Origin of the sequence: Streptomyces sp. NPDC086023, assembly GCF_044540325.1 — a bacterium.
Taxonomy (GTDB): domain Bacteria; phylum Actinomycetota; class Actinomycetes; order Streptomycetales; family Streptomycetaceae; genus Streptomyces.
In genome coordinates this window covers 65,244-89,513 of the sequence record NZ_JBITRX010000011.1, presented here as the reverse complement: position 1 = coordinate 89,513, position 24,270 = coordinate 65,244, and the positions used below count along the sequence as shown (strand labels likewise).

The following is a 24,270-nucleotide window of genomic DNA, read 5'->3' as shown; positions in this document are numbered from 1 at the left end:
GTCTGGTGTGCGGCGCCCGGGCCGGGAAGTCGATCTTCTGCCGATGCCGTCGGCCCGTCCTGGGCCGGCTCCGGCCTGACGTACGACCGGTCCGGCACCGGCGAGGGTTCCCGGCGCGTCTGCTCCGGCCACGTCCCGCCGGCCTCCCCTCAGGGCAGGCCCACCAGGCCCCACCCGCGGTACGCCGCCTCAGCGGTCACCGCACCCCACTCCCGCAGCAGCACCGTGAAGTCCTCGAAGCTCGCCGGGCGCCCCGCCCACCCCGCGCACTCCACGGCGAACGGCTCGCGCAGCTCGTCCAGCCGCGCCTCCGCCCGCTCCCACGCCCGTGCCTTGCCGCTCACCGACCCGGGTGGGCACACCAGCAGGACGCGCAGCCGCCCGTCGTCGCCGGCCGGCGGGAAGAACCCTCCGCCCCCGGTCGGCGCGGGATCGGCCTCCGGGTCCTCGTCCCAGATCAGGCCGCCGAGGAACGTGTCCATCGCCTCGCGCAGCGGCACGTCGACGAGCCCCCGCATGTCGTCCCACGCGTCGCCGGCACGGAAGTGCGGGCTGTAGGCGCCGGTGGTGGCGGCGAAGTCGTACTCGGCGCACCAGGCCTCCACCCGCTCCGGCGGCCAGATCCAGCCACCCGACACCGGGTACCGCTGGTGCTCGTCGTCCCGCCCGGGAGGCCAGACGGCGTCCTCCATCGCCCGGGCCCGGTCCTCGACGGGAAGGCGGGCCAGCCGCTCCCAGTCCGCCATGAACAGCGACAGATCCATCCCCATGCCGGCAGCCTAGACGGGGAGCCGCGCGCGAGGCTCGCGGCAGACCTGCCGACGCCACCGCACGCTCACTCGGCCCAGGGCAGGGGTCGGGTGCCTTCGGTGCCGGGGACGGCGACCACGCCGTCGGCGCGCATGACGACGTACGCCGTGACGTCCTCCGATGCCTCGATCCGCCGCACCACCCCCGGGCCGAGGACCAGCGTCTGACCGGCCGCCACCCGCTCCCTGCGGTCCCCGCTGACGACCTCGAGGGCGCCCGAGGTGACCGTCCAGACCTGTTCGCGGCCGACGGAGTGGTCGGGACCGGCCTGTCCGGCGCTCATGGCGACCGTCCAGGCGCTGAGCTCGGAGCTGCCGCGGCTGGGGGAGGCGTGCGTGGTCATGCGCGCGTTCGGGGTCTCGATCGCGTTCTCTTCGGTCGGGGTCAGCACCTGCACGGCGGTCTCCGGCGTCTCCTCGGGATGCCCGGCCTCCCGGGCGGTTTCGGTTTCGGACGGGTCGGGCGCCGCCCACTCGACGAGCTGGACCACGACCCCGTTGGGGTCGGTGAGCTGGAAGAGCCGTTCGCCCCAGGGCTCCTCGCGCAGCGGCATGGTGACGGGCGCGCCGGCCTCGCGCAGCCGGCGCTCCTCGGCCTCCAGGCCGTCGGCGACGGTGAGGGCCAGGATCAGCCCGGCGGCCCGCTGGTGGCGCTGCTCGGGCGGGAGTACCTCGGTGCCCTGGCGCAGCAGCACGACGTCCGCGGCGGCGTCGTCGCGGGTGAGGGAAACGAAGCCGTCGGCCTCGTGCGCGACCCGGTAGCCCAGGTGGGTCCGCAGGAAGTCCCGCGAGGCGGACGGGTCGGCGACGGTCAGGGACAGGGCCGAGGTGGTGACTCGCAAGCGCGACTCCAAGTTAGGTCCGGACGATTTTTACTACAGAGGTAAATTTACGAGGCGCGCCGAGCTCGGTCAAGGGCATTTTTACGTCGAGCGTAAGATTGAGCCCATGGCCATCGAGACGGGACTCCGCGAGTCCAAGAAGCAGGAGACGCGCCGGGCGATCTCCGACAGCGCCACGCGCCTCTTCATCGACCAGGGCTTCGAGCGCACCACCATCGCCGAGATCGCCGCCGCGGCCCGGGTCGCGAAGAAGACGGTCACCAACTACTTCCCGCGCAAGGAGGACCTGGCCCTCGACCACCACGAGGCGTTCACCGAGAGCCTGGCCGGCGCGGTGGCGGGGCGTGCCCCCGGCGAGAGCCCCTTCGCGGCGCTCGGCCGGGCCTTCCGCGCGACGCTGACCGAACACAGCCCGGTCGCCGGGTTCACCGGCCCGGCGTTCGCCCGCATGGTCGCCGACAGCCCCACCCTCACGGCCCGCCTGCGGGAACTGCACGACCTCAGGGAAGCGGCCCTGGCCGCCGCCCTCGCCTCCGCCACCCCGCCGGACGCCCCCGCCATCGCGCCCCGCGCCGCCGCCGCCCTCATCGCGGCCGCCGACCGCCTGCTGTTCAGCCGCATCCAGGAACTCACCCTGGCCGGCCACACCAACGAGGAGATCGAAGCCGTCCTCACCCCGGAGGCGAACCACGTGTACGCCCTGCTCAGCACCTCCCTCACGTCCTACGCCTGACACCCGCCACCCGCAGTCGGGGAGGCTCGGCGTCACCTTGTGCGGTCGACCATCGGCGGGTAAGGCTTTCGTCGCCAACTGACAGTCCGTGCAACCCGTTTGCCGTCACCTCGGGAACGGGCAGAGGAGGGGTCGTTCGATCATGTCGGCGAAGATGAAGCAGGCCGTGGGGGTCGTTCTCGTCGTGGTCGGGGTGGTGCTCGTCACCGCGTTCCCCGACAGCAGGTTCTTCTGGTTCGAGGGGCAGCCGGCCGGTGTCGTTCTGGTCGTCCTCGGGGTGATCGAGTTCGCGGAGAGCTTCTGGCGCCGCGCCAAGCCCCGGGCAGCCGCCGACGGATCGGGCGGCGGAGGCGACCCCTAGTCCGCTGGCCCGCGTGACAAGGGCCCCGGTCCGGCTAGAAGTCCCAGGACATGTGCGGGGGGACGTACTGCGGAACCTGCCACTGCTGCGCCCGGGCGCCGTTGGCCAGGGAACCGTCCGCGATCTCCAGGGCCTTCCCGCTGTGGTTGTTGTAGACGAGGGTGCGCCGGTGGTGCGCGTACGGCACGCTCCAGATCTGGGACGCCGCGTTCGCGCACCGCCACTGCTGGGCCCGGGCACCGTCGGCGCGCGAGAAGTCCGCGATCTCCAGGCAGAGGCCGCTCTCCGCGTTCACCAGCCGGTAGCTGTGCCACTCCTGCTCCCACTGGTCGTACGCCACGCCCACCAGGACCCAGCGCCACGACTGGTGGCGTACGCCCACGCAGTCCCACTGCTGCGCGCGGGCGCCGTCCGCGTGCGAACCGTCCGCGATCTCCAGGCACTTGTTGCTGCCCACGTTGACCAGTCGCCCCACGTGGCCGTCCGGCGGAAAGATCGAAGGCCGGGCGCCCGCGGCGGTCCGTGACGCGGCGGCTTGCGCCGAGGCGGGCTGCGCCGAGGCGGGCATGACGGCGAGCAGGGTGAGGGCCGCGGCTGCCGCAACGGCTCGCAGCAGATGGACCGGCCGGATGCGGTGGGACACGAGGACTCCTGGCGTCGACGACGGAGGAAACGGGGGGCAGGTCAGGACGGTGGCCTCAGGACCCCACCACGCGGGTCCCCGCCCCCGCCCCGGGGACGTCCGCCCAGCCGCGCACGCGGTCCGCGAGGCGCTTCAGGCGCGGGTCGGCAGGGGGTACGGCGATGTGGAAGCGGGACTCGTCCGGGACGCGGCAGTCACCGCCCCACCCCACCACTCCCTGAGCCTCCGCCAGGACGTCGCGCACCACGTTCACCTGGTGCGCGAACAGCCCGCCGCGCGCACCCGGCGGGAACCACCCGGGCCGGACCGCGACCGCGGTCCCCGAGGCGTGGTCCGTGGCGTGGTCCGTGGCGTGTCCCCGCAGAGCGCCGGACAGCGGCCGGAAGCCCGTGGCCTCGCCGGCGGACAGCGTGTCGATCTCGTAGTGGTACCGGCGCAGGACGTGCACGAGGACGGCCGACACGTCGCCGATGCGCAGGGCCACGGACAGCGGGCTGCCCGGCACCGGCACGGTCCAGACCGCCCCGCCGTCGTCGGCGGCCTCCTCGACGGGCCAGCCGTTCGCGCTGGTCCGCCCCGCGCGCAGCGCGCCGGGTGCACCCGGGCCGGACGCCGGCCCGGCGCCCGGTTCCGCGGCCCGTACCGGGGCCGCCGCGACGGTGCGCGCCGACACCGCGAGGTCTGCCGCCACCGCGAGGCCGGCGCCCGTACGCAGCACCGAGCGTCGCGGCACGTGGACGGATGCGGAGGAGGTCATGCCGGGCGCCTTTCGACGGGAGGGGACACGAGCAGGCGGGTCGCGGGCGGCCGCGGGCCACCGCGCCTACGCCCGCAGCGGGGCGTGGTACTTCTCGAACACGCGGTACAGCCCGAGCAACGCGGTGCCGTAGCCCTGCGCGCTCTCGTCGGTTCCGTTGTAGCGGGCGAGCGTGAGCCTGCTCTGCTCCTCGGGGGTGTCGAGGCCGGGGCGCCCGACGCCGATCTCGTCGGCGCCCTCGATGAGGACCAGCGGGACGGTGCTCATGTTGTAGACCGTGTCCTCGTGCAGCCGCTGCCAGACGGCCCAGAGGTCGCCGTCCTTGGCCGCGTCCATGATCGTCCCGCCGATCAGGCCCTCCCGGATGCAGTGGTTGCGTGCGCGGATCGCCGTGTTGGCGAAGATCTGCCCGGGGCCGGTGCTGCAGTCCCGCTTCGTGCTGGGCCCGCCCTTGTGGTGGTCGATGACGAGCTCGTCGGCCAGCACGTCGCCCGAGTTGCACGCCCGCATCTCCCACAGCAGCGGGCACTGGATCAGCGCCTTGCGCATCCGCAGGTTCCGGGCGAGCCGGGTGATCAGCCAGTCGTAGTCCATGAGGATGTCGAAGCACTGCGTCGTGGTCCGCAGGCTGAAGGCGAGACCGCCCGCGCCGCCCTTCTCGGGCACGCCCATCTCGTTCACGAAGTACGACCGGACGTCCGCCAGCATCGCGCCCCGCCGCGCCATGTCGAAGCTGACGTCGAGGTCCGCCGTGGACTGTTCGAGGTCGTAGCTCCCCTGGCCCTCGTCCCGTCCCGAGGCAATGTTGTTGTCGATCTCGATGCGGACCTCGCCGGAGCGGACCTCGACGGTGGAGATCTGGTCGAAGGCCCAGTCCTCGGGCAGCGGACAGCCGAGGTTCCCGGAGAAGCCCGTGGACATGCCGCTGACGAAGCTCGCCGAGGTGTAGCCGGCGGCGCGGACCCGGCTGCACACGTTGCGGGGCCCGTAGATGCCCACCTCGTACTCGGGGCCGTGCTCGCTCATGGTGTCCCTGACCGCGCGGAAGTGCGGCAGGATCCGCTCCGTCACCTGTGCGTCGAGCGCGTCGAAGTCGACGGCGAAGTAGATGCGGGTGCCCCGCTGGTACCCGTAGTGGCGAGCCCGCTCGACCGCGTGCAGGGCGTCGGCGATCCCCGTTCCCCGGCTGAAGTAGCTCGCCTCGCCGCCGTTGGTCTGGTAGATCGGGAAGGTCCGCAGACCGTACGAGGCCATGAGCCGCAGTTCGCCGGGCTGGATCTGCTTGTTCAGCGACGACCCGGCCCGGTTCGCCAGGTAGCGGCCGACGATCCGGTAGCCGGCGTCCCGGAGGGCCTGGGCCCGCGGGCCCGTGACCTCGGTGACGCCGTCGCACGCGGTGCCCTTGCGCGTGGGGTCGCCCGTCGAGACCAGCAGGGAGGCCCAGGTCTGGTAGTCGCCCCGCCCCGTCACCGGCAGCTTGACGAAGGACTGGAAGTCGCGCACCCAGGAGGCGAGGTGGGCGCCGAAGGAGTCCGTGAACGTCACCCCGCCCCGCCGGTTGAAGATCATGGCCGCGCTGAAGAGGTTCACCCAGGTGCCCGTCGAACCCTGCGACACCGGGTTGCGCATCAGCCCCTCGCGGGTCGCGGGGCCGAACGCCCCGGTCGCGGTGTCGTCGCCCATCCCCAGCTCGAACTGGATCGCGTAGATGAGCGCCTTCTGCACGTCCCGGGAGAAGTTCCCGTCACACGGGACGACGAAGAAGTTCCGGCGGCCCACGTACCGGCCGTTGAGCCACTGCTGGACGGAGCGGATCTCCTCGGTGCCCCCCGCCACGACGGTGTACGCGTCCATCGTGAGCAGCGCCTTGAACACCTTGGGCGTGACCCCGTCCCCGGGGTACGCGGCCTGCACGCCCATGTTCTGCTTCACCCGGGCCACGGAGGCGGCCACGCGCGGGTTGTACGTGCCCTCGATGTCGCCGCCGTCGTACCCCTTGCAGTACAGGGCGGACTGCACGACCCGGCAGACAGCCTCGTGCCGGGTGCTCGCGTCGATCACCGGGAACCTCGCCGCCAGCGCGGCGAGGGTGGCGGGACCGAAGCTGTCGGAGAGCGGGGAGAGCCCCAGCTCGTGCTGGAGGACGCGGGTGAGCGCGTACATCACCGTCCAGCTGGTCCGGCCGTCCTCCTCGACGTCCGGGATGCCGTCGACGGCGTAGCTGTTGATGAACCTCTGCGCCTTCAGGACCATTGCGTCGGCCATGCGTGTCCCCTCCCACCGGGTGCTCCCCGCCCCGTGTCCCCAGGGGCCTTCCTGCCCAGGGCCTCCCGCCGCCGCGCCGGGGCGGCCCGGCAGGCAGACCTACACCGATCTTCCGGCGGCCCCCGCCCGCCACGCGCCGGATCGGGCCCCGGGGCACCCGAATGGCCCCGTGACATGCGTACGCGCCGGCCGCCCGGCCCCGTCACGTCGGCGCCCGCACGCCCGCCCGCGTACCGTGAAGGCACGGGACCCGGTCCCCGTCCCGGACCGCGCCGCACCTCCCACCTGCTCTTCCGGTAGGGGGACCGGCCAGAGGATGTGAGGCGGATGGCACTGTCACCCCCTTCGGGCACCGGTGTCAGCGCCGGTACCGGCACCGGCACCTCGGCGCGCGCCCGGTGGTCGGCCAGGCTGGCGCTGGTGTGCGCGCTCGGCGCGCTGGTGGCGCTGGTGGCGGCCTTCGGCCACAGCGGCCTCGTCATCGTGGTGGCCGGGCTGGCCGGCGTGGTGCTCGGCGCCATGGGGACGTGGTGGATGCTGTCCCGCCGCGGCTGGCTGCGGCTGGGCGGGGGCCTGCTCATGGTGGCCGCTCCGCTGGCCGTACTGGTCACGTTCGCCCGCGCCGGCCTGTGGCCCACGGCGCTGACCGCCCTGGCGTTGTGGCTGGCGGCACTGGTGTGCGCGGGAACGGCGCTGCGGGAGGTGCGGCGGCCGCACGGCATGCGGGCGATGCCCGGACCGACCCCCCGGAAGCCCGTCCTGATCATGAACCCGAAGTCCGGCGGGGGCAAGGTCGTCCGGTTCGGCCTGGTGGAGAAGGCCGAGGCGCTGGGCGCGCAGGTCGTACTGCTGGACACGGCGGTCGCGACGGACGTCGCCGCCATCGCCCGCCGCGCCGTGGCCGAGGGCGCGGACCTCCTGGGCGTGGCCGGGGGCGACGGCACCCAGGCCAAGGTGGCCGAGGTCGCGGCCGAGCACGACCTGCCGTTCCTGGTGGTCTCCGCGGGAACCAGGAACCACTTCGCCAGGGACCTCGGCCTGGACCGCGACGACCCCGTGCGCTGCCTGGACGCGCTCACGGACGGCGAGGAACTCCGGGTCGACCTGGGCGTGGTGGGCGGCCACGTGTTCGTGAACACCGCCTCCTTCGGCGTCTACGCCGAAGTCGTGCAGCGCCCGGAATACCGCGACGCGCAGGCGCGGACGGCACTGGAGGCCATGCCCGACCTCCTGCTCGGATACGCCGGCAACGTGCTGGACGCGGTCACGGACTCGGGCCGACTGGAGGACCGGCAGGCCCTCCTGATCAGCAACAACCCCTACGCCACCCCCGAACCGATGGCCGCCGGCGGCCGCAGGCCCAGGCTCGACAGCGGGCTGCTGGGTGTCGTGGCGATCCGGGTGAACAGCGCGGCCCAGGCTGCCGAGGTCGCCCTCCGGGGTGCCGGGGCCGCCGGCCTCCACGCACTCACCTCCGCCCGGATCGTCGTCGAGTCGGATGCCGCGCGCATCCCGGTCGCGGTGGACGGCGAGGCCCTGACCGTGCCCACCCCGGTCGTCTGCTCCGTACGCCCCGGAGCCCTGCGCGTACGGGTCCCCAGGCTGCGCCCGGGCCCTCCCACGGCGTACCCGCCCGTCGACTGGCACGAGATCCTCACCCTCGCCCTCGGCCGCCGCTAGGCACTCGCCGCAACGAAGGCCTGCCCCTCCTCACCGCTCGTCCAACGGGCCGGAACGTGCCAGCCCTGTAAAGGAGTTCGCCTGAACGCGTGTGCGAGTGGGGTGTGATGTGGAGGACCTTTAAAGAAACCTTGTTGAACAACTCCCCACCCCGGGTTCGCTCTTGATTTGCTCCTGTCAATCGGAACAGGGTTCTCCAGACCGTTTGACGCCCCACACGTCACGACGAGGAGCATCCTCTCCATGGCAACTCACAAGCGATCCCACCGATTTCGCAACGGGCTCATAGCGTCGGGAGCCGCTGCCGCGGCCGCCGCGGCCCTGTTCGCGAGCCCCTTCGCAGGGGCGGCCACGCCGGCCGAAGGGACCGTGCACGGCCTCGGCGCCCCTGGCGCCGTGGACGGCAGCTTCGTCGTCATCCTCGACGCATCCGCGAACAAGGACGACCTCGCGAAGAAGTACGGAGGCAAACTGGAGCGCAGCTACGGCTCCAGGGTCAACGGCTTCTCCGCATCCGGACTGACGGTGAAGGAGGCCAGGCGGCTCGCGGCGGACCCCGCCGTCGGCACCGTCGTGCAGAACAAGCGTTTCAGCATCAACGAGACGCAGGAGAACCCCCCGTCCTGGGGCCTGGACCGGATCGATCAGGCCGACCCCACCGCCGACCGGAAGTACACGTACCCCGACAACGGCGGGGAGGGCGTGACCGCGTACGTCATCGACACCGGCGTCAGGATCTCGCACCAGGACTTCGGCGGCCGGGCCGGCCACGGCTTCGACGCGGTGGACAACGACGACACCGCCGACGACGGCAACGGCCACGGCACCCACGTGGCGGGCACCATCGCCGGCACCGCCCACGGCGTCGCCAAGAAGGCCAGGATCGTCGCGGTGCGGGTCCTCGACGACAACGGCTCGGGCACCACCGAGCAGGTCGTCGCGGGCATCGACTGGGTGACGCAGAACCACACCGGGCCGTCGGTCGCCAACATGAGCCTCGGCGGCGGCGTCGACGAAGCACTGGACGCGGCCGTGGAACGCGCCATCGCGTCCGGCGTGTCCTTCGCCGTGGCGGCCGGCAACGAGTCCGCCGACGCCGGCCAGGGCTCGCCCTCGCGGGTGCCCGCGGCCCTGACCGTCGCGTCGAGCACGGAGGACGACGAGCAGTCGGGCTTCTCCAACTTCGGGTCGGTGGTGGACCTGTACGCGCCGGGCTCCGACATCACCTCCGCCTGGAACGACAGCGACACCGGCGTCAAGACGATCTCCGGAACCTCGATGGCCGCGCCCCACGTGGCGGGAGCGGCCGCCCTCTACCTGGCCGCCAACCCGTCGGCCACCCCCGCCGACACGGCCGCCGCCCTCACGGCCGCGGCGACACCGGACGCCATCAAGAACCCGACCGCCGGCACCCCGAACAAACTCCTGAAGGTAGCGCCGTAACCCCACCACCCCCGACCCGAGAGCGGCCCTCCAACCCCCGGAGGGCCGCTCCTCGGTTCAGCCCGCCGGCGTGGCGGGGGAGTGGGCGGGGTGCTTGTGGTCCCTTCCTGACCCGGGTGGGGCCGCAGATGGCGTGGGGGCACTCCAGGCGATCAATACGGTCAGCATGTGATCTGAAATGGGCAAGTGTGAAACTTCGGTACGGCCGGTGATCGTGCGCTGCGACGATGTCGGCGACCCGCTGAGCCTGGTCCGCAACACAGAACTGTTTCTGCCGTCGCGCCACCACCGGTTCCCCGGGGGCCTCCGCTTCCCGCCGTGGTGGCGCGGCCTTCGAGGGGGGATTCATCGTGTCCGCGATCACCCGCTTACGTCCGCACCACCCGAGCACCCGCCACCGCCCGCACCAGCGCCGCCGACGCGGCCGCACCTCGCTCGCCGCCGCATTCGCCCTCGTCGCGACCGGCCTCGGGGCCCTGGGCGCGCCCCCGGCGGCCGCGGCCCCGCCGAGCGTGATCGCCACCGTGCCGCTGGGCGCGAATCCCGAGCACGTGGCCGTGGCCCCGGACGGCAGGCACGTCTACGTCAGCAACTCCGGTGTCCACATGGGCACTCCGGGCAACACCGTCACCGTGCTGGACACGGCCACGAACACCGTCGGTGCCACCATCCCGGTCGGGAACGGCCCGGCTGCCCTGTCGGTCACTCCCGACAGCACACGCCTCTACGTGGTCAACCGCGGCTCGGCCACGGTCAGCGTCGTGGACACCGCGACCCACGCGGTCACGGCCACCGTCACCGGCATCCAGGACCCGCGGGGCGTGGCGGTCTCCCCGTCCGGTACCTCGGCCTACGTCGTGGACACCGCCGCCCCCCACGGCTCGCTCCGCGTCGTCGACACCGCCACCAACACGGTCGCCGCATCGATCGCGGTGGGTCCGTCCCCGCGCGACGTCGCCCTCAGCCCCGACGGGTGGCGCGCCTACGTCGGCAACCTCGGCGACAACACACTGACCGTCATCGACACGGCCACCCTCACGGTGACCGGAACCGTGGCCCTGAGCGCCCGGCCGTTCGGGGTGAGGGTCAACCCCGTCTCCGGCGCGGTGTACGTCAGCCACGGCCTGGACGACTTCGTATCCGTCGTGGACCCGACCGCGCTCGCCGTCACCACGACGGTCACCACCGGAGCCAACCCGGGAGCCGCAGCGGTCAGCCCCGACGGCACGACCGCCTACGTGCCCGGCATCAGCAACCACACCCTGTCGGTGATCGACACGGCGACCAACGCCGTCACCGAGGCCGTGGCGGTCGGAGGCGGACCCGTCGCCGCCGGGGTGAGCCCGGACGGCACCCTCGCCTACGTCGTCAAGAACGGCAGCGAGACCCTCGACGTACTGAGCCTGGGCACGGCGGCACCGGCCGTGACCGCCGTCAGCCCGGCCTCCGGCCCGGCAGCGGGCGGCACCACGGTCACGGTCACCGGCACGAACCTGGCCGGCGCCACCGCCGTCACCTTCGGCGACACCCCCGCGACCATCACCGCGTGCACCGCCACGAGCTGCACCGTCACCACCCCCGCCCACGCGCCCGGCACCGTCGACGTACGGGTCACCACCCCCGGCGGCACCAGCCCGGTGACCCCGGCCGGCCGGTACGCCTACCTCGCCCCGCCCGCGGACATCGACGTCGACCTCACCGCGCAGCCGAACCTGGGCATCCTGGCGCCCTACATCACCTACACCCTGACCGCCCGCAACACCGGCCCCGGAACCGTCACCTCCGCGACCCTGAAGGCCACGCTCCCGCCCGGCGCCGCAGCCACCCACCTGTCCGCCGGCTGCACGACCACCGCCGCCACCGTCACGTGCACCTACGGGACCATCGCCGACCAGGCCGGCGCGTCGAAGACCTTCCGCGTGCCCCTCCACCTCCTGACCCTCGGCCCGGTCAAGGCCACCGCGGCACGCACGGCCTCCACCCCGACCGACCCCCAGTCGGCCAACGACACGGCAGCGGCCTCCTGCACCGCCCTCTCCATCGTCCTGGTCACCTGTCCCTGACGAGCGGCGAGACCTGGCCGGGCAGGCAGCCTGCCCGGCCAGGGCCCGGCCTCAGCGCCCGGCAGCCCGAGCACCGGCAGGACGCCCGCGTGGTCGGAGGGCCGGCCCTGACGCTGCGCGGCCCCCCTCTGCCGTACCCACGCGCCGACAAGGTGTGGTCCCGGAAGGCCGCCGTCGCGGGCCCGGGCCACGCCACCAGCGACTGCCGCGACGCCCTCGCGAACGCCGAACCGGAGGCGGAGTCCGCAGCACCGGAAAGTCGGTGCTTGAATGGACCCCCATTCCCGGTCTTGCAAGGAGAAGCGCTGTGCCCCTGGTGTCCGTCGTGATGCCCGTCTACAACTCGGCCGCCACCCTCGGGGCAGCCGTCCGATCGGTGCTCACGCAGACGCACACCGACCTGGAGCTGTTGATCACCGACGATCAGTCGTCCGACGGCTCCATGGATCTGCTCCGCGAGTTCGCCGAGCAGGACGAGCGCGTCCTGCCGCAGTCGGCACCCGAACAGGGTGGTGCCGGCCGCGCCCGCAACCTCGCGATCGAGCGGGCCCGCGGCGACTACATCGCCTTCCTCGACAGCGACGACATGTGGCTGCCCGAGAAGACCGAGAAGCAGCTGGCCTTCGCGGCGGAGGGCACCGCGCCCCTGACCTTCACCTCGTACTACAAGATGGACGCCGACTACGCCGGCGAGAGCACCGACTGGGTCCCCAACGGACGCGTCGTCCGAGCCCGGGAGCACGTGGACTACCGCGCCATGCTGGTCCGCGACTACATCGGCGCCCTCACCGCCATGTACGACCGGAACGTCCTGGGCACGAGGCTCATGCCGGACATGCGCAAGCGCCAGGACTACGCTCTGTGGCTGTCGATCATGCGGGACGGCGCCGACGCCCGGGGCCTGGCCGAGCCGCTCGCGGTGTACCGGGCCCACCAGGCGGGATCGCTGTCGTCGAACAAGCTGTCGCTCGTGCAGTACAACTGGGCCCTCTACCGCGAGCACGAGCACCTGTCGGTCCCGCGGGCGACGCGGGCACTGGCCGGCGCCGTGTGGCAGTCGCTGCGCAACTCGCGCATCTAGCTCCGCCGCGCGGGCACCCGCCGGACCCCGGCCGCGTCCTGCACCTCGCCACCGGCAGGCTGGGTGCGGAACGCCCGGCACCGCCCGCCCTGCCGGTGCTTCCCGCCGTACACCTGGCACCGGAGGCCTCCCACGACTGCGGAGGCCTCCCGCTCAGAGCCCCGCGGCCGCGCGGAGGGCGGCGGCGGTCTTCGTGGCGTCGTAGCCCTCGGGGACGCCGTCGACGAGGATGACCTCGCCCCGGATGTGGCGGGTGCGCAGCGGCAGGAGCTCCTGGTAGGCGGGCGAGGCGTACCAGGCGCGGGCCCGCTCGATGTCCGGGAAGGCGATCACGACGACCGTGCCCGGGAAGGGCCCCTCCAGCACCTCGACCTCCTTGCCGTGGACCAGGAAGCGGCCCCCGAAGGGATCCATCGTCGCCTGGATGCCCTCGATGTAGCGGAGGACGTCCTCGTTCACCGTCTCGGGCCGGATGTGTCCGATGGCGTACGTGGTCATGGCATTTCCCCCTTCAGCGGGCCTGCCCGTGCGGGCCGTTGACCACATCCTGGCAGGGGCGGCCGGGGCCCGCGACCACCTCGGAGGTCATGCCGGTCACTGCACGGTGATCCGCTTGCGCCACACGGAGACGTGCTTCGTGGAGTCCTGGCCGAACGGCGTCCCGTCCCAGTCCGCAACCCGGCGTTCCAGCTCCAGCCCGGCGATCCGTGCCATCAGGTCGAGCTCCGCCGGCCAGGCGTACCGGTGCCGGGAGCTGCCGCGGCGGTAGCGGCCGTCGTCGCCGTCGCGGGTGAGGTGGTGCGAGACGAGTACCTGCTCGACCAGGTCGAAGGTGTCGAAGCCGAGATGGCGCTCGGAGACGTCGAACGGCACCGCGACCTGTCCGGGCGGCAGGAACCGCAGCGGCGGCACCCCCAGCTCGATGACGAACCGGCCGCCGGGCGCCAGATGACGTGCGGCGTTGCGGAAGCACTCGACCTGCTCGTCCTGCGTGAGCAGGTTCGAGATGGTGTTGTAGACGAGGTACACCAGCGTGAACTCACCGGGCACGACGGTGGTGGCCATGTCCCCGACGACGACCGGCAGCGTGTCCCCGTCGGCCTTGCGTCGCAGCACCGCCGCCATGTGCTCGGACAGCTCGACACCGACCACCGGCACACCGCGCTCCCGGAGCGGGACGCCCACACGTCCGGTTCCGATGGCGAACTCCAGTGCCCGGCCGTCCCCGGCCAGCTCGGCGAGGAAGTCCAGGGTCGGCCCGAGGACGCCTGCCGAGAACATGTCCGTCTCCTCGGCGTCGTAGCGCTCGGCGGTCGCGCGGGTCCACAGTTCGCTGCTCGTCACGGACGGCCACTCTGCCGGGGCCGAGGGGCTCTGTCGACGCATTTACGCCCGGACCGCCGCGGCGGCGACCATCCGTCGGCCCCGGAGAAGGGCCTTCGAGGCGGCCGAGGTGGCCGAGACAGCCGAGCCAGGTGACGGACACGCCCCCGCCACGTGCTGGCGTCCGCCGCGCCCCGCGCAGGCCGGGCCGATCGACGAGTTGTTCCGGCCCGGGGCGCGCGTGACCGACGGGTACCACCCCGAGATGACCGTCGTGGAGCCGTGCCGGGTGGGCACCCTGCGCGTACCCAGCGGCTGCTGGCCGTCTCCGGCCCGGACATCGACCACGGTGACGGGGCGTCCATCACGGTCCCCGTCCCACCCGGGGAGTACGTACTCGACGAGGCGCGGGTCCGCTTCAGCCACCACTGCGAGTGGCGGGACGCCGAGGTCACGACCACGGCAGCCACGGCCGTCCGCCTGCTCATCAGCGAAACCCCCCGCCGCCACCTGGGAGATGGCCCTCGGTCCGGACGACGATCCCCGGCTGTTCATCGAGAAGCAGACAGCCGGCTTCGACACTGACGGCGCCACCGGCTGCTTCGCTGACGCCGGGGCCTGGGAGCCGCTCATCGCGCTCTTCGAGCGGGGGCTGATCCAGGGGGAGTTGGACCTGGACGGGTACGAGGACATCGACGACGGTTCCATGTTCATGCAGCGCACCTGGGACGAGGCTTCCGGCGGCGAGCTCATGTCCTTCGCGACGGCCGGGGACGGTACCTACCCGGTGTGGGTCGGCCGTTCCGAGGCCGGTGGGGTAATCGGCGTCGTGGTGCTGGTGGAGGGGACGCCCGAGCTGCTCCCGGAGCGGCACGGAACCCCGACCGATGCGGCTGTGTAGGCAGGGTCATGCCTGCGGGCGCAGTCGCCAGCCTGGTTGAAGCCGGTGACGCCCCCGGCGCCACAGGTCACAACGCTCGGCGTCTGGAGTCCGGGGTGCACGTACCCATCAGGTCAGCGGCGGGCTCCCGAACTCGTGAACATCACCAGCACGGCCTGTGCGAGGGCCGACCCGCCGCTGTTGAGCATCGGGTCGCCTCGCTGCACGTCGACGCGGCCCCCGCCGTCGTTCCAGTGGACGAGCTCACGGACCAGGGGGTCCGGGGGACTTGGGGCGCCACCGTTCGACTCGCCCGGTCTCGGGCAACGGCGCGCGGCGGTGGGGCACGAGGGGCTGCTGAGCTCGGCCGGGATGTCGCAATCCATACCGAACCCGGAGGGCCTCATCCCATTCAAGCACCCGGCACGCGTGTCACCGACGTCCCGGGACCACGCACCTGGCCCGGGTCACGGCGTTCCGCGCGAGCGTCTCCAGGTGGGTGTGGCCCAGCCCGGTGGCGAGGTGCAGGGCCGACTCGAAGTCGGCGAGCGCGCGGGCGGGCTCGGCCTCGTCCAGGTGCACCTCACCGGCCACCAGGTGGGCCCTGGCAGCCGATTCGGGACGGTGCAGGTCCCTCAGGAGCGCGAAGGCCCGGTCGAGAAGCGGCCCGGCGTCCCCGGTCCGGCCGGCCGAGCGTTCCAGGTCGGCCAGTTCCACCAGGGCCGTCACCTCGTGGGCCGCGTCGTGCAGGGCTCGGGAGCCGTCCAGGGCGGCGCGGAGGTGCTCGCGCCCGGCTGTGTGGCGGCCCAGCCTGCCCTCGGCGGCGCCGATGCGGATCAGGCTGAGCACCACCCCGAAGTCGTCGCCGATCTCGTGGTCGATCCCCATCGCCGCCGTGGCGGCCGCAATGGCGCCCTCGTGGTCGCCCAGGTGGAACAGGACGTCCCCCAGGAGCCACAGCGCGACGCCCTCCTCCCGGCGCGGGCCCGTCTCCCGGACCACGGCGAGCGCCCGCCGCAGGTCGTCGCGGGCCCTTTCGTACTCCCCCAGGTGCAGGCGGAACATCGCCGTCCGGGTCAGGGCCACGGCCTCGCGCCTGGTGTCGCCGAGGGCGCGTACGAGCCTCAGCGCCCGCTCGCCGCAGTCGACCGCGGCCCGGAAGGACTGCGCGCCCCAGTGCGCCACGCCCAGGTTGAGGAGGCTCAGCGCCTCGGCCGCGCGGTCCCCCGCGGCCCGGGCCGCGTCCACCGCAGCGGTGTGGGCGGTCACGGAGTCGTCGTGGTGGCCGCCGGTGCGGAAGAAGTCGGCCAGGTTGAAGGTGAGCTGCCAGGCGTGCGCGGGCAGCCCCACGTCCGCCGCGGCGGTGATCGAGGCCAGCAGGTTGGCGCGCTCGTTCTCGCACCAGTCGGCGATCTGCCGGTGCCCGGTCAACTCGGGTACCTCGCGCGGCGGGTGGGTGAGCGGCTGGGGCTCCGCCAGCCGCCCGGGGCCGTACGCCTCGCGGACCACGCCCGTGAGGTGGAGCTGCTGGTCGAGGAGTCGGTGCGCAGCCTCTCGTACGGCGTCCCGGTCGCTTCCCGCGAGCCGGCCGGCGTACTCGCGGACCAGGTCGTGGAAGACGTAGCGGCCGGGCAGGCGCTGGGTGAGCAGGTGTACGTCGAGCAGGTCCTCCAGCAGCCGTTCGGCCGCCGGGAGGGTCAGCCCGCCGAGCGCGGCGGCCGCGTACGCGTCCACGTCGTGGCCGGGGCAGCCGCCGAGGAGCCGGAACATCCGCTGCTGCGCGGGGTCCAGCTGCTCGTACGAGAGGGCGAAGGCGGCCGCCACCCGTTCGTCTCCGACGGCCAGTTCGTCCAGCCGGGCACCACGGCGAAGCCGGGCCACCAGGTCGGCCACCGTCCACAGGGGGCGGTGACGCAGCCGGGCCGCGGCCAGGCGGATCGCGAGCGGGAGCCGGCCGCACAGCTCGACGGCCTCGCCCACCTCGGCGGGCTGCGGTTCGGTCCGCTCGGGGCCGGCCAGCCGTACGAACAGTGCGTGGGCTTCCTCGGCGGGGAGCACGTCCAGACACACCTCGGCGGCGCCCGGCAGGCCGGCGATCCGCTGCCGGCCGGTCACCAGGACGAGCGACCCTGCGCTACCGGGCAGCAGCGGCCGTACCTGGTCCGCGCCCGCGTTGTCGAGGACCAGCAGGATGCGGCGGCCCTGCAGTTCGTTCCGCCAGGCGGCGGCGCGTTCGTCGGCGGAGGGCGGGATCCGCTCCGGGGGAACGCCGATCGTGCGCAGCAGGCCGGCCAGGGCCGTGCCGGGGTCCAGCGGGGGCCGGTTCGGGGCGTGGGCGTGGAGGTCCACGAACAGCCTGCCGTCCGGGAACCCCTCGGCGAGCCGGTGGGCGGCGTGGACGGCGAGGGTCGTCTTCCCGACGCCCGCCATACCGTCCAGGGTGATCAGGGACGGGGCCCCCGCCGACGGCCGGGCGGCGAGGGACAGGAGGCGGGCGAGTTCGGCCTCACGGCCCGAGAAGTCGGGGGCGTCGTAGGGCAGGGTGCAGGGCGCGGGGGCTGCCGGGGCGGGTGCCGCGGGCAGGACGGCCACCGGGGCCTGGGCCGGGGCCCGGGTCGGCGGGGTCGCTGTGGGCGCCGTGGCTGCTGCCGGGGCCGCGCCCCGGGGTGGGACCGGAGCTGCCCCCTGGGGCGGGATCTCCGCGGTGGCCCGGGGCGCCGTGAGGGCGGTGGCCGGAGCGGCCGCGTCCGCGCCGCTCGGCGTCCGGTTCGCGTCCGCCCCACTCGGCATCCGGTCCGCGTCGGCGTCCAGGCCCGGGTCCGCGCGCAGGATGCGCTCGTGCAGGGAGCGGAGCCGGGGACCGGGGTCGAGCCCCAGCTCCTCGGCCACCGCGCGGCGGGTGGCCGCGTGGACCCGCAGTGCCTCGGCCTGCCGCCCGCAGCGGTAGAGGGCGAGCATGAGGTGGGCGGCGAAGACCTCGTGGGCGGGGTGGTCGGCGAGGAGGCCGGTGAGTTCCGCGACGAGGTCGCGGTGCCGGCCGAGGGCGAAGTCGGCGGTGATGCGCTGGTCGAGGGCCTGGAGGCGCAGTTCGTCGAGGCCCGCGCACAGCCGGGAGCGGACCGCTTCCGGAGCCGCGTCGGCGAGTGCCGGACCGCGCCACAGCCGGAGGGCCGAGGTCAACAGCGCGGAGCGGCCGGCCGGTTCCTGCTCGGTACCGGCTGCGCGGACCAGCGTGCGGAAGCGGTGGGCGTCGACGCGCTCGGGGTCGGTGCGCAGCCGGTAGCCCTCGCCCTGGCGGTCGAGGGTGGCGACGTCCGGCGGCAGCAGGGCGCGGAGCCTGCTGACGTGGCTGCGCAGCGCTCCGGGGGCGCCGGTCGGCGGGTGCCCGTGCCACAGCAGGTCTGTCAGCCGGTCGTCGGTGACGGCCCGGTCCGTTTCCAGGAGCAGGACGGCCAGCAGCAGCCGTTCGCGCTTGCGCGGGACGGCCAGCTTCTCACCCGTGTCCCCGTCGATCACCTCGACGGCTCCCAGCAGCCGGAACTCCACGGGCGCCACCGTATCCGGACGACCTCGGCCCCGCGCAAGCCGGTGGCAACACCAGCGCAACAGCGCCCGCCGAGCCTCGGCACAGGGCCCCGGACCGGGGCCGGACCCGAGGAGGCTGCATGCCGAGAGGTGCACCGGCGCCGGAGCGCCGGAGATCGAAGCGGGCGGGCGCGGTGGTGCTCGCGCTCGTCCTGCCCGCGTTGCTGTTGCAGGCGGCGCCCGCGCTGGCTGCGGAGGACCTGGCACCGCACCGCCCGCGCGCGCCCAGATCCGTGCCCGTCACCACTCCGGGCGCCGTGTCCAAGGCGGCCGGGGCCGCGAGGTCCACGAACGTGTCGAAGCACGTCGGCGCGGACCGGACCGTCAAGCTCCGCACGGAGGGCCTCACCGCGGTGGCGGCCTCCGCCGCAGCGACGGGCGGCGATGCGCCGTCGGGGAGCTTCGCCGTGACCTCCCTCGCGCCGTCCGCGACCTGGAGCGCCGGCGGGTCGGCGGGTGACTTCGGCTGGAGCTACCCGATGGCGGTGCCGCCGGTGGACGGCGGCCTCGTCCCCAAGGTGGCCCTCGGCTATTCGTCGCAGAGCGTCGACGGCCGTACCGCGGCCACCAACAACCAGCCCTCCTGGGCCGGCCAGGGCTGGGACCTGGCACCGGGCGCCATCGAGCGCCGGTACAAGTCCTGTGCCGACGACCTCGGCGGCAACAACGGCCAGACCCGGACCCAGGACCTGTGCTGGGGCACCGATAACGCGACGCTGTCCATGGACGGCGCGAGCGGCGAGCTGATCCCGGTCGACGCCCAGGGCACCACGTGGCGGCTGAAGAACGACAACGGCATGCGCGTGCAGCGCGTGACCGGCACGGCCAACGGCGACGACGACGGCGAGTCCTGGACCGTCACCGCGCAGGACGGCACCCGCTACCACTTCGGCTCCCGCGCCGCCTCCAAGTCGGTGTACGGCGTGCCCGTCCACGGAAACCACGACGGCGAGCCCTGCCACAAGGCGGCGTACGCGGACTCCTCCTGCGACCAGGCCTACAAGTGGCACCTCGACCAGGTCGTCGACCGGCACGGCAACACGATGACGTACACCTACGCGCCGGAGACCAACCACTACGCGCGGGGCGGCAACACCGCGTCCGGCACCTCGTACACCCGCGGCGGCCAACTGGAGCGCATCGACTACGGCACCCGCGAGGGCGAGCCGGGCCCGGCCCCCGCGCGCGTCGTCTTCGAGACGGCCGAGCGCACCAGCGCCCCCGGCGTCCTGCCCGACACTCCGGTGAACCTCGCCTGCGGGCCGGGCGCCTGTACGCAGACGGGCCCGTCCTTCTGGACCCGCAAGCGCCTGGCCCGGGTCGTCACCCAGACGTGGAACGGCAGCGCGTACGCGGACGTCGACTCCTGGACGCTGCGGCACTCCTTCCCGAGCAACGGCGACGGCACTCCCGCCTCCCTGTGGCTCGACGGCATCACCCGCACCGGCCACGTCGGCGGCACCCTGGCGATGCCGGAGGTGGTCTTCGACGGCGTGCAGATGCCCAACCGGGTCGACGAGGCCGAGGGCCCGCCGATGAACTGGTGGCGCGTCCGCTCGATCCGCAACGAGTTCGGCGGCACCACGACCGTCACCTACTCGGGCAGGGACTGCGCGCCGGGCGCCCTGCCGGCCTCCCCCGAGAGCAACACGCGCCGGTGTCTGCCCACCGTGTACGAGAAGGACGGCAAGCCGAAGCTGGAGTACTTCCACAAGTACGTGGTCACGGGCGTGGTGCAGAACGCCAACCTGCCCGGCGACCTGTCCACCCCGGTCGAGACGGCGTACGAGTACGTCGGAGCCCCGGCCTGGGCGTATGCGGGCGAGGACGGCCTGGTGCCCGCCTCGCAGAAGACGTGGTCGCAGTGGCGCGGCTACGGCAAGGTCCGCACGATCGGCGGCAACGCGGCCGAGGGCGCCCGTTCGCTGGCCGAGACCACCTACTTCCGCGGCATGGACGGCGACAAGCTGCCCGCCGGCACCCGCTCCGTGACCGTGACCGACTCCGAGGGCACCGCCGTGCCGGACGCCGCCGCGCTGGCCGGCGCGGTGCGCGAGACGGTGACGTACGACGGGGTGGGCGGCCAGGAGGTCACCGGCACGGTCAACGACCACTGGGTGTCCGCCCCGACGGCGACCAGGGTCCGCCCCTGGGGCACCGACGAGGCGCGGCTGACCGGCGTGGCCAAGACCCGCAGCCGGATCCGGGACGCGGCGGGGGCGGTGGTCCGGCGCACCGGCACGCAGACGGTGTACGACCCGGTCCACGGCAGCACCACCGAGTCCCTCGACCAGGGCGACCTGGCCACGACCGCCGACGACCGGTGCACGCGCACCGAGTACGCGCGCAACACCGCGGCATGGCTCGTCGGCCTGCCGAGCCGGGTGGTCACCATGGCCGGGGACTGCACCGCCGCGCCCGCCCCGGCGGACGTGCTGTCCGACACCCGCACCTACTACGACGGCTCCGGCACCCTCGGGGCGGCGCCGACCCGCGGTGACGCGACCCGCAGCGAGACACTGTCCGGCTGGGACGGCGCCGTGGCGCAGTACGTCACCACGGCCCGCACGGCGTACGACGCGCTGGGCCGCCCCACGTCGGTCACCGACGCACTGGGCCGCACCACCGCCACCGCGTACCTGACCGGTCCCACCCGGGTGAAGGTGACCAACCCGCTGGGCCACGCGGTGGTCGCGGAGAAGGACGTACGCGGTGCGGCGACCGCCGAGACCGACGCCAACGGCAAGCGCACCGAGGCGGAGACCGACCCGCTCGGCCGCGTCCGCAAGGTGTGGCTGCCGGGCCGCACGAAGGGCACGGACGGGCCGAACAGCGAGTACCAGTACGCGCTGAACAGCGGGAAGGCGAGCGTGGTCACCACGCTCACGCTGGGCCCCGACGGCGGGTACCGCACGTCGTACGCGCTGCTGGACGGCCTGGGCCGGTCCCGGCAGACCCAGGCCCCGACCCCGGCCGGCGGCCGGACCATCGCGGACACGGTGTACGACTCGCGCGGCCAGGCCGTGAAGTCCAACGCCGCCTACTACAACAGCGCCCCGGCCGGCTCCGAGCTGGTCGTGGCCGCCGACACGGCCGTGCCGTCGCAGACGAGGACGGCGTACGACGGCGCGGGGCGGGTCACGTCCACCGCCCTCTACAGCTCCGGCGTCAAGAAGTGGGCGACGCTGACCGCGCACGACGGTTCCGAGGTGCGGGTGACGCCGCCGGCCGGCGGCACCGCCACCGCCACCGTGCGCGACGCGCGCGGCCAGATCACCGAGCTGCGCCAGTACCAGGCGGCGACGCCGACCGGTGCGGCCGACACCACCCGCTACGGCTACGACCGCGCGGGCCGGCCCACGACGGTCACCACCCCGGCCGGGCGGGTCTTCGGCACCGAGTACGACGTGCGCGGGCTCAAGGTCCGCACCACCGACCCGGACCGCGGCGCCACCGGCTTCACGTACGACGACGCGGGGCAGCTGGTGTCGACCGTGGACGCCGAGGGCCGGAAGCTGTTCCACGGCTACGACGACGCCGGGCGCCGGACCTCCCTGCGCGAGGCCTCGGCCACCGGCACCCTGCGGGCGAGCTGGGAGTACGACACCCTCGCGCGCGGCCGGCTCACCTCCGCCACCCGGCACGTGGGCGGTGCCGCGTACGTGCTGCGCACCACGGGGTACGACGACGGGTACCGCCCGACGGGCATGTCCGTCACGGTCCCCCCGGCCGAGGGTGCGCTCGCCGGTACGTACGCGGTGACGATGACGTACACGCCGACCGGCGAACTCGCGTCCTCGCAGCAGCCCGCGGTGGGCGGCCTGCCGGCGGAGAAGCTGGTGCACACGTACGACGGCTTCGGCAACCCCGTGAAGCTTGAGGCGAGAGACGGCGACGGCGCCGTGCGGACCACCTACGTCCGCAACACCCTCTACACGCCGCTCGGCCAGACGGCCCAGGTCAGCCTGGGCGCACTCGGCAAATCCGTGTGGCTGAGCAGCGAGTACGACCAGGCCACCGGGCGCCTGACCAGGGCCGTCACCGACCGGGAGGTCACCGGCAAGACGCAGGGCGACGCCCGCTACGGCTACGACCCGTCCGGCAACGTCACCTCCGTCTCCGACCAGCCCGGGAGCACGACGGGCGTGCCGGCCGACCACCAGTGCTTCCGTGCGGACCACCTCGCGCGGCTCACCGAGGCGTGGACCCCGGCCTCCGCCGCGTGCGGCACGCCGACGGCCCCGCCGGCCGGGGACCCGGTGAAGTACTGGGACTCGTACGCCTACGACAAGGCCGGCAACCGGACGGCCAGGACCCTGCGCCTGGGCTCCGGCACCACCACCTCGGCGTACGCCCACCCGGCGGCCGGCGAGCCGCAGCCGGACCTGGTCACGTCGGTGACCACCACGTCCCCGGGCGGTACGGCGCACACGTCCGCGTACACGTACGACGCGACCGGCAACACCCTCTCCCGCCCCGGGCAGCAGCTGGCCTGGGACCCGGAGGGCCGGCTCGCCGAGGTCACGACGGACGAGGACGTCACGGAGTACGTGTACGACGCGGACGGCACGCGCCTGCTGCGCAAGGACTCCACCGGCGCCACCCTGTACGTCGGCGGCACGGAACTGCGGCTCTCCGGGACCTCGGTGACGGGCACCCGCTACTACGGGCTGGGCTCGCGGATCGTCGCGATGCGCACGGGGTCGGGCGCGCCGGTGTGGCTGTCGGCGGACCACCACGGCACGGCGACGCTCGCCTTCGCCTCGGACACGCTGGCCGTGACCCGGCGCCGCACGCTGCCCTTCGGCGAGGAGCGGGGACCGCAGGTGACGTGGCCGGACGACCACGGCTTCCTCGGCAAGACCCGCGACGCGTCCACGGGCCTGACGCACCTGGACGCCCGCGAGTACGACACCGCCCTGGGCCGCTTCATCTCGGTCGACCCGGTACTGAACCCTGCCGACCCGCAGCAGCTCAACGGCTACGCGTACGGGAGCAACAACCCGGTGACCCTGAGCGACCCGTCGGGCCGCATCCCCCTCGACCCGGACACGGGCCGCCCGGTCAACGCGACCCAGCCGAAGGGGCAGGAGCGGATGGACTACAGCCGGGACTACATGAAGCCGCGTCCGGCGTCCGCGCCCGCCCCGGCGCCCAAGCCGGGGGCCGTGCTCCCGGCGCCGAGGCCCGCGCCTCCGAAGCTGAAGCCGGTCTGCGTGTTCGGCATGTGCAAGAGCCTTCCCACGCTGCCCGATCCGCGGGACCTGCGGCTGCGCGACGACAACGGCGACATCACGGGCATGTACGGGTTCTGTCCCTTCAACGGGAGCTTCAACAGCCCGTTCGGGGGCAGGTCCGGGTCAGCGTGCGTGGGCGTCGACCGGCACGGTCTCGCGGTACTGGGCCGGCGCACCAAGAACGAGCCGACCAGGGGCTTCTCCGCGTACGCCTCCGGGTTCAAGTGGATCGTGTCCGACGGCGACGTCGACGACCAGCGCAACGACGCCAACGGCGTCTCGGGCATGACGAACGTACTGAAGGGGAGGACCCCCGTGCCGCTCGCCGTCGAGGGCCAGTACTCGGTGGGCACCACCCGGGACGGCCGCGAGTTCCACACCGTCGAAGGCGGTCTGGGGGTCGGCGTCAAGACGCCAGGAGCCTCGGTCACCACCGGCACGACCTCGACCTCGGTCTGGCGGCCCAACTGGCTCCTCTTCCCTTGGACCTGAGGCCCGTCCGGGTGGCCGCCTCCGAGCGGCCACCCGGCGATCCGGCCCACTGGGGCCACCCTCGCTCGGCTCACTC

The 24,270-nt window shown here is 73.6% G+C and carries 16 protein-coding genes; 8 read left to right on the top strand and 8 right to left on the bottom strand.

Translation table 11 applies throughout. The features are described from left to right. Positions 1-149: 149 nt before the first annotated feature. Both ACIF6F_RS22245 and ACIF6F_RS22240 read right to left on the bottom strand, forming a co-directional pair. A complete protein-coding gene (locus ACIF6F_RS22245) occupies positions 150-770 on the bottom strand; it encodes a hypothetical protein (RefSeq protein ID WP_399949149.1) in 621 nt (206 codons plus the stop codon). Between the two features lie 65 nt (positions 771-835). Further along, complete coding sequence (locus ACIF6F_RS22240; RefSeq protein ID WP_399949147.1) at positions 836-1,651, bottom strand: VOC family protein; 816 nt, start codon at positions 1,649-1,651, stop codon at positions 836-838. Positions 1,652-1,757: 106 nt separating this feature from the next. Here ACIF6F_RS22240 and ACIF6F_RS22235 point away from each other — a divergent pair, with 106 nt between their 5' ends. Both ACIF6F_RS22235 and ACIF6F_RS22230 read left to right on the top strand, forming a co-directional pair. Next, positions 1,758-2,384 carry a TetR/AcrR family transcriptional regulator gene (locus ACIF6F_RS22235; protein WP_399949144.1) on the top strand — a complete coding sequence of 209 codons (627 nt, stop codon included), beginning with the start codon at positions 1,758-1,760 and terminating at the stop codon, positions 2,382-2,384. A 142-nt stretch (positions 2,385-2,526) separates the two neighbouring features. Next, complete coding sequence (locus tag ACIF6F_RS22230) at positions 2,527-2,745, top strand: hypothetical protein (RefSeq protein WP_399949142.1); 219 nt, start codon at positions 2,527-2,529, stop codon at positions 2,743-2,745. Between the two features lie 34 nt (positions 2,746-2,779). Here the strand turns inward: ACIF6F_RS22230 and ACIF6F_RS22225 are convergent, their stop codons facing one another. From ACIF6F_RS22225 to ACIF6F_RS22215, 3 genes are all read right to left on the bottom strand, one after another. Continuing rightward, the gene (locus ACIF6F_RS22225) at positions 2,780-3,388 is read right to left on the bottom strand and encodes an RICIN domain-containing protein (protein ID WP_399949140.1); all 609 of its coding nucleotides are present in this window, start codon (positions 3,386-3,388) and stop codon (positions 2,780-2,782) included. Positions 3,389-3,443: 55 nt separating this feature from the next. Continuing rightward, the gene (locus ACIF6F_RS22220) at positions 3,444-4,145 is read right to left on the bottom strand and encodes a hypothetical protein (protein WP_399949138.1); all 702 of its coding nucleotides are present in this window, start codon (positions 4,143-4,145) and stop codon (positions 3,444-3,446) included. 66 nt (positions 4,146-4,211) lie between these two features. After that, on the bottom strand, positions 4,212-6,410 hold the full coding sequence (locus tag ACIF6F_RS22215; protein WP_399949136.1) for a glycoside hydrolase domain-containing protein: 2,199 nt from the start codon (positions 6,408-6,410) through the stop codon (positions 4,212-4,214). Between the two features lie 327 nt (positions 6,411-6,737). Between ACIF6F_RS22215 and ACIF6F_RS22210 the strand changes: the two genes are divergently transcribed. The 4 genes from ACIF6F_RS22210 to ACIF6F_RS22195 all read left to right on the top strand — a co-directional run bounded on the left by ACIF6F_RS22210 (position 6,738) and on the right by ACIF6F_RS22195 (position 12,677). Then, positions 6,738-8,090 carry a diacylglycerol/lipid kinase family protein gene (locus ACIF6F_RS22210; protein WP_399949134.1) on the top strand — a complete coding sequence of 451 codons (1,353 nt, stop codon included), beginning with the start codon at positions 6,738-6,740 and terminating at the stop codon, positions 8,088-8,090. Between the two features lie 243 nt (positions 8,091-8,333). Next, positions 8,334-9,533 (top strand): S8 family peptidase, encoded by a 1,200-nt coding sequence (locus ACIF6F_RS22205; protein ID WP_399949132.1) that lies wholly within the window; start codon positions 8,334-8,336, stop codon positions 9,531-9,533. A 350-nt stretch (positions 9,534-9,883) separates the two neighbouring features. Then, complete coding sequence (locus ACIF6F_RS22200) at positions 9,884-11,596, top strand: IPT/TIG domain-containing protein (RefSeq protein ID WP_399949130.1); 1,713 nt, start codon at positions 9,884-9,886, stop codon at positions 11,594-11,596. Between the two features lie 307 nt (positions 11,597-11,903). Continuing rightward, complete coding sequence (locus ACIF6F_RS22195; protein WP_399949128.1) at positions 11,904-12,677, top strand: glycosyltransferase family 2 protein; 774 nt, start codon at positions 11,904-11,906, stop codon at positions 12,675-12,677. A 153-nt stretch (positions 12,678-12,830) separates the two neighbouring features. Here the strand turns inward: ACIF6F_RS22195 and ACIF6F_RS22190 are convergent, their stop codons facing one another. Then, positions 12,831-13,175: a DUF1330 domain-containing protein gene (locus ACIF6F_RS22190; protein ID WP_399949126.1), complete on the bottom strand. Its 345-nt coding sequence runs from the start codon at positions 13,173-13,175 to the stop codon at positions 12,831-12,833. A gap of 96 nt (positions 13,176-13,271) precedes the next feature. Next, complete coding sequence (locus tag ACIF6F_RS22185) at positions 13,272-14,021, bottom strand: class I SAM-dependent DNA methyltransferase (RefSeq protein ID WP_399949124.1); 750 nt, start codon at positions 14,019-14,021, stop codon at positions 13,272-13,274. 244 nt (positions 14,022-14,265) lie between these two features. Between ACIF6F_RS22185 and ACIF6F_RS22180 the strand changes: the two genes are divergently transcribed. Further along, a complete protein-coding gene (locus ACIF6F_RS22180) occupies positions 14,266-14,901 on the top strand; it encodes a DUF4241 domain-containing protein (protein WP_399949544.1) in 636 nt (211 codons plus the stop codon). A gap of 411 nt (positions 14,902-15,312) precedes the next feature. On the opposite strand, the gene ACIF6F_RS22175 is transcribed toward ACIF6F_RS22180, so the two are convergent. Next, the gene (locus tag ACIF6F_RS22175; protein WP_399949122.1) at positions 15,313-18,426 is read right to left on the bottom strand and encodes an AfsR/SARP family transcriptional regulator; all 3,114 of its coding nucleotides are present in this window, start codon (positions 18,424-18,426) and stop codon (positions 15,313-15,315) included. A 119-nt stretch (positions 18,427-18,545) separates the two neighbouring features. Here ACIF6F_RS22175 and ACIF6F_RS22170 point away from each other — a divergent pair, with 119 nt between their 5' ends. After that, entirely contained in the window at positions 18,546-24,194 is a 5,649-nt protein-coding gene (locus ACIF6F_RS22170; RefSeq protein ID WP_399949120.1) for an RHS repeat-associated core domain-containing protein, read from the top strand. The last annotated feature ends 76 nt before the right edge of the window (positions 24,195-24,270 follow it).

What these genes read in the sequence shown, in the direction of transcription:
- ACIF6F_RS22245 (WP_399949149.1), bottom strand. Translation starts at nt 770, where the DNA reads ATGGGGATGGATCTGTCGCTGTTCATGGCGGACTGGGAGCGGCTGGCC.
- ACIF6F_RS22235 (WP_399949144.1), top strand. Translation starts at nt 1,758, where the DNA reads ATGGCCATCGAGACGGGACTCCGCGAGTCCAAGAAGCAGGAGACGCGC.
- ACIF6F_RS22230 (WP_399949142.1), top strand. Translation starts at nt 2,527, where the DNA reads ATGTCGGCGAAGATGAAGCAGGCCGTGGGGGTCGTTCTCGTCGTGGTC.
- ACIF6F_RS22220 (WP_399949138.1), bottom strand. Translation starts at nt 4,145, where the DNA reads ATGACCTCCTCCGCATCCGTCCACGTGCCGCGACGCTCGGTGCTGCGT.
- ACIF6F_RS22215 (WP_399949136.1), bottom strand. Translation starts at nt 6,410, where the DNA reads ATGGCCGACGCAATGGTCCTGAAGGCGCAGAGGTTCATCAACAGCTAC.
- ACIF6F_RS22210 (WP_399949134.1), top strand. Translation starts at nt 6,738, where the DNA reads ATGGCACTGTCACCCCCTTCGGGCACCGGTGTCAGCGCCGGTACCGGC.
- ACIF6F_RS22205 (WP_399949132.1), top strand. Translation starts at nt 8,334, where the DNA reads ATGGCAACTCACAAGCGATCCCACCGATTTCGCAACGGGCTCATAGCG.
- ACIF6F_RS22190 (WP_399949126.1), bottom strand. Translation starts at nt 13,175, where the DNA reads ATGACCACGTACGCCATCGGACACATCCGGCCCGAGACGGTGAACGAG.
- ACIF6F_RS22180 (WP_399949544.1), top strand. Translation starts at nt 14,266, where the DNA reads ATGACCGTCGTGGAGCCGTGCCGGGTGGGCACCCTGCGCGTACCCAGC.
- ACIF6F_RS22170 (WP_399949120.1), top strand. Translation starts at nt 18,546, where the DNA reads ATGCCGAGAGGTGCACCGGCGCCGGAGCGCCGGAGATCGAAGCGGGCG.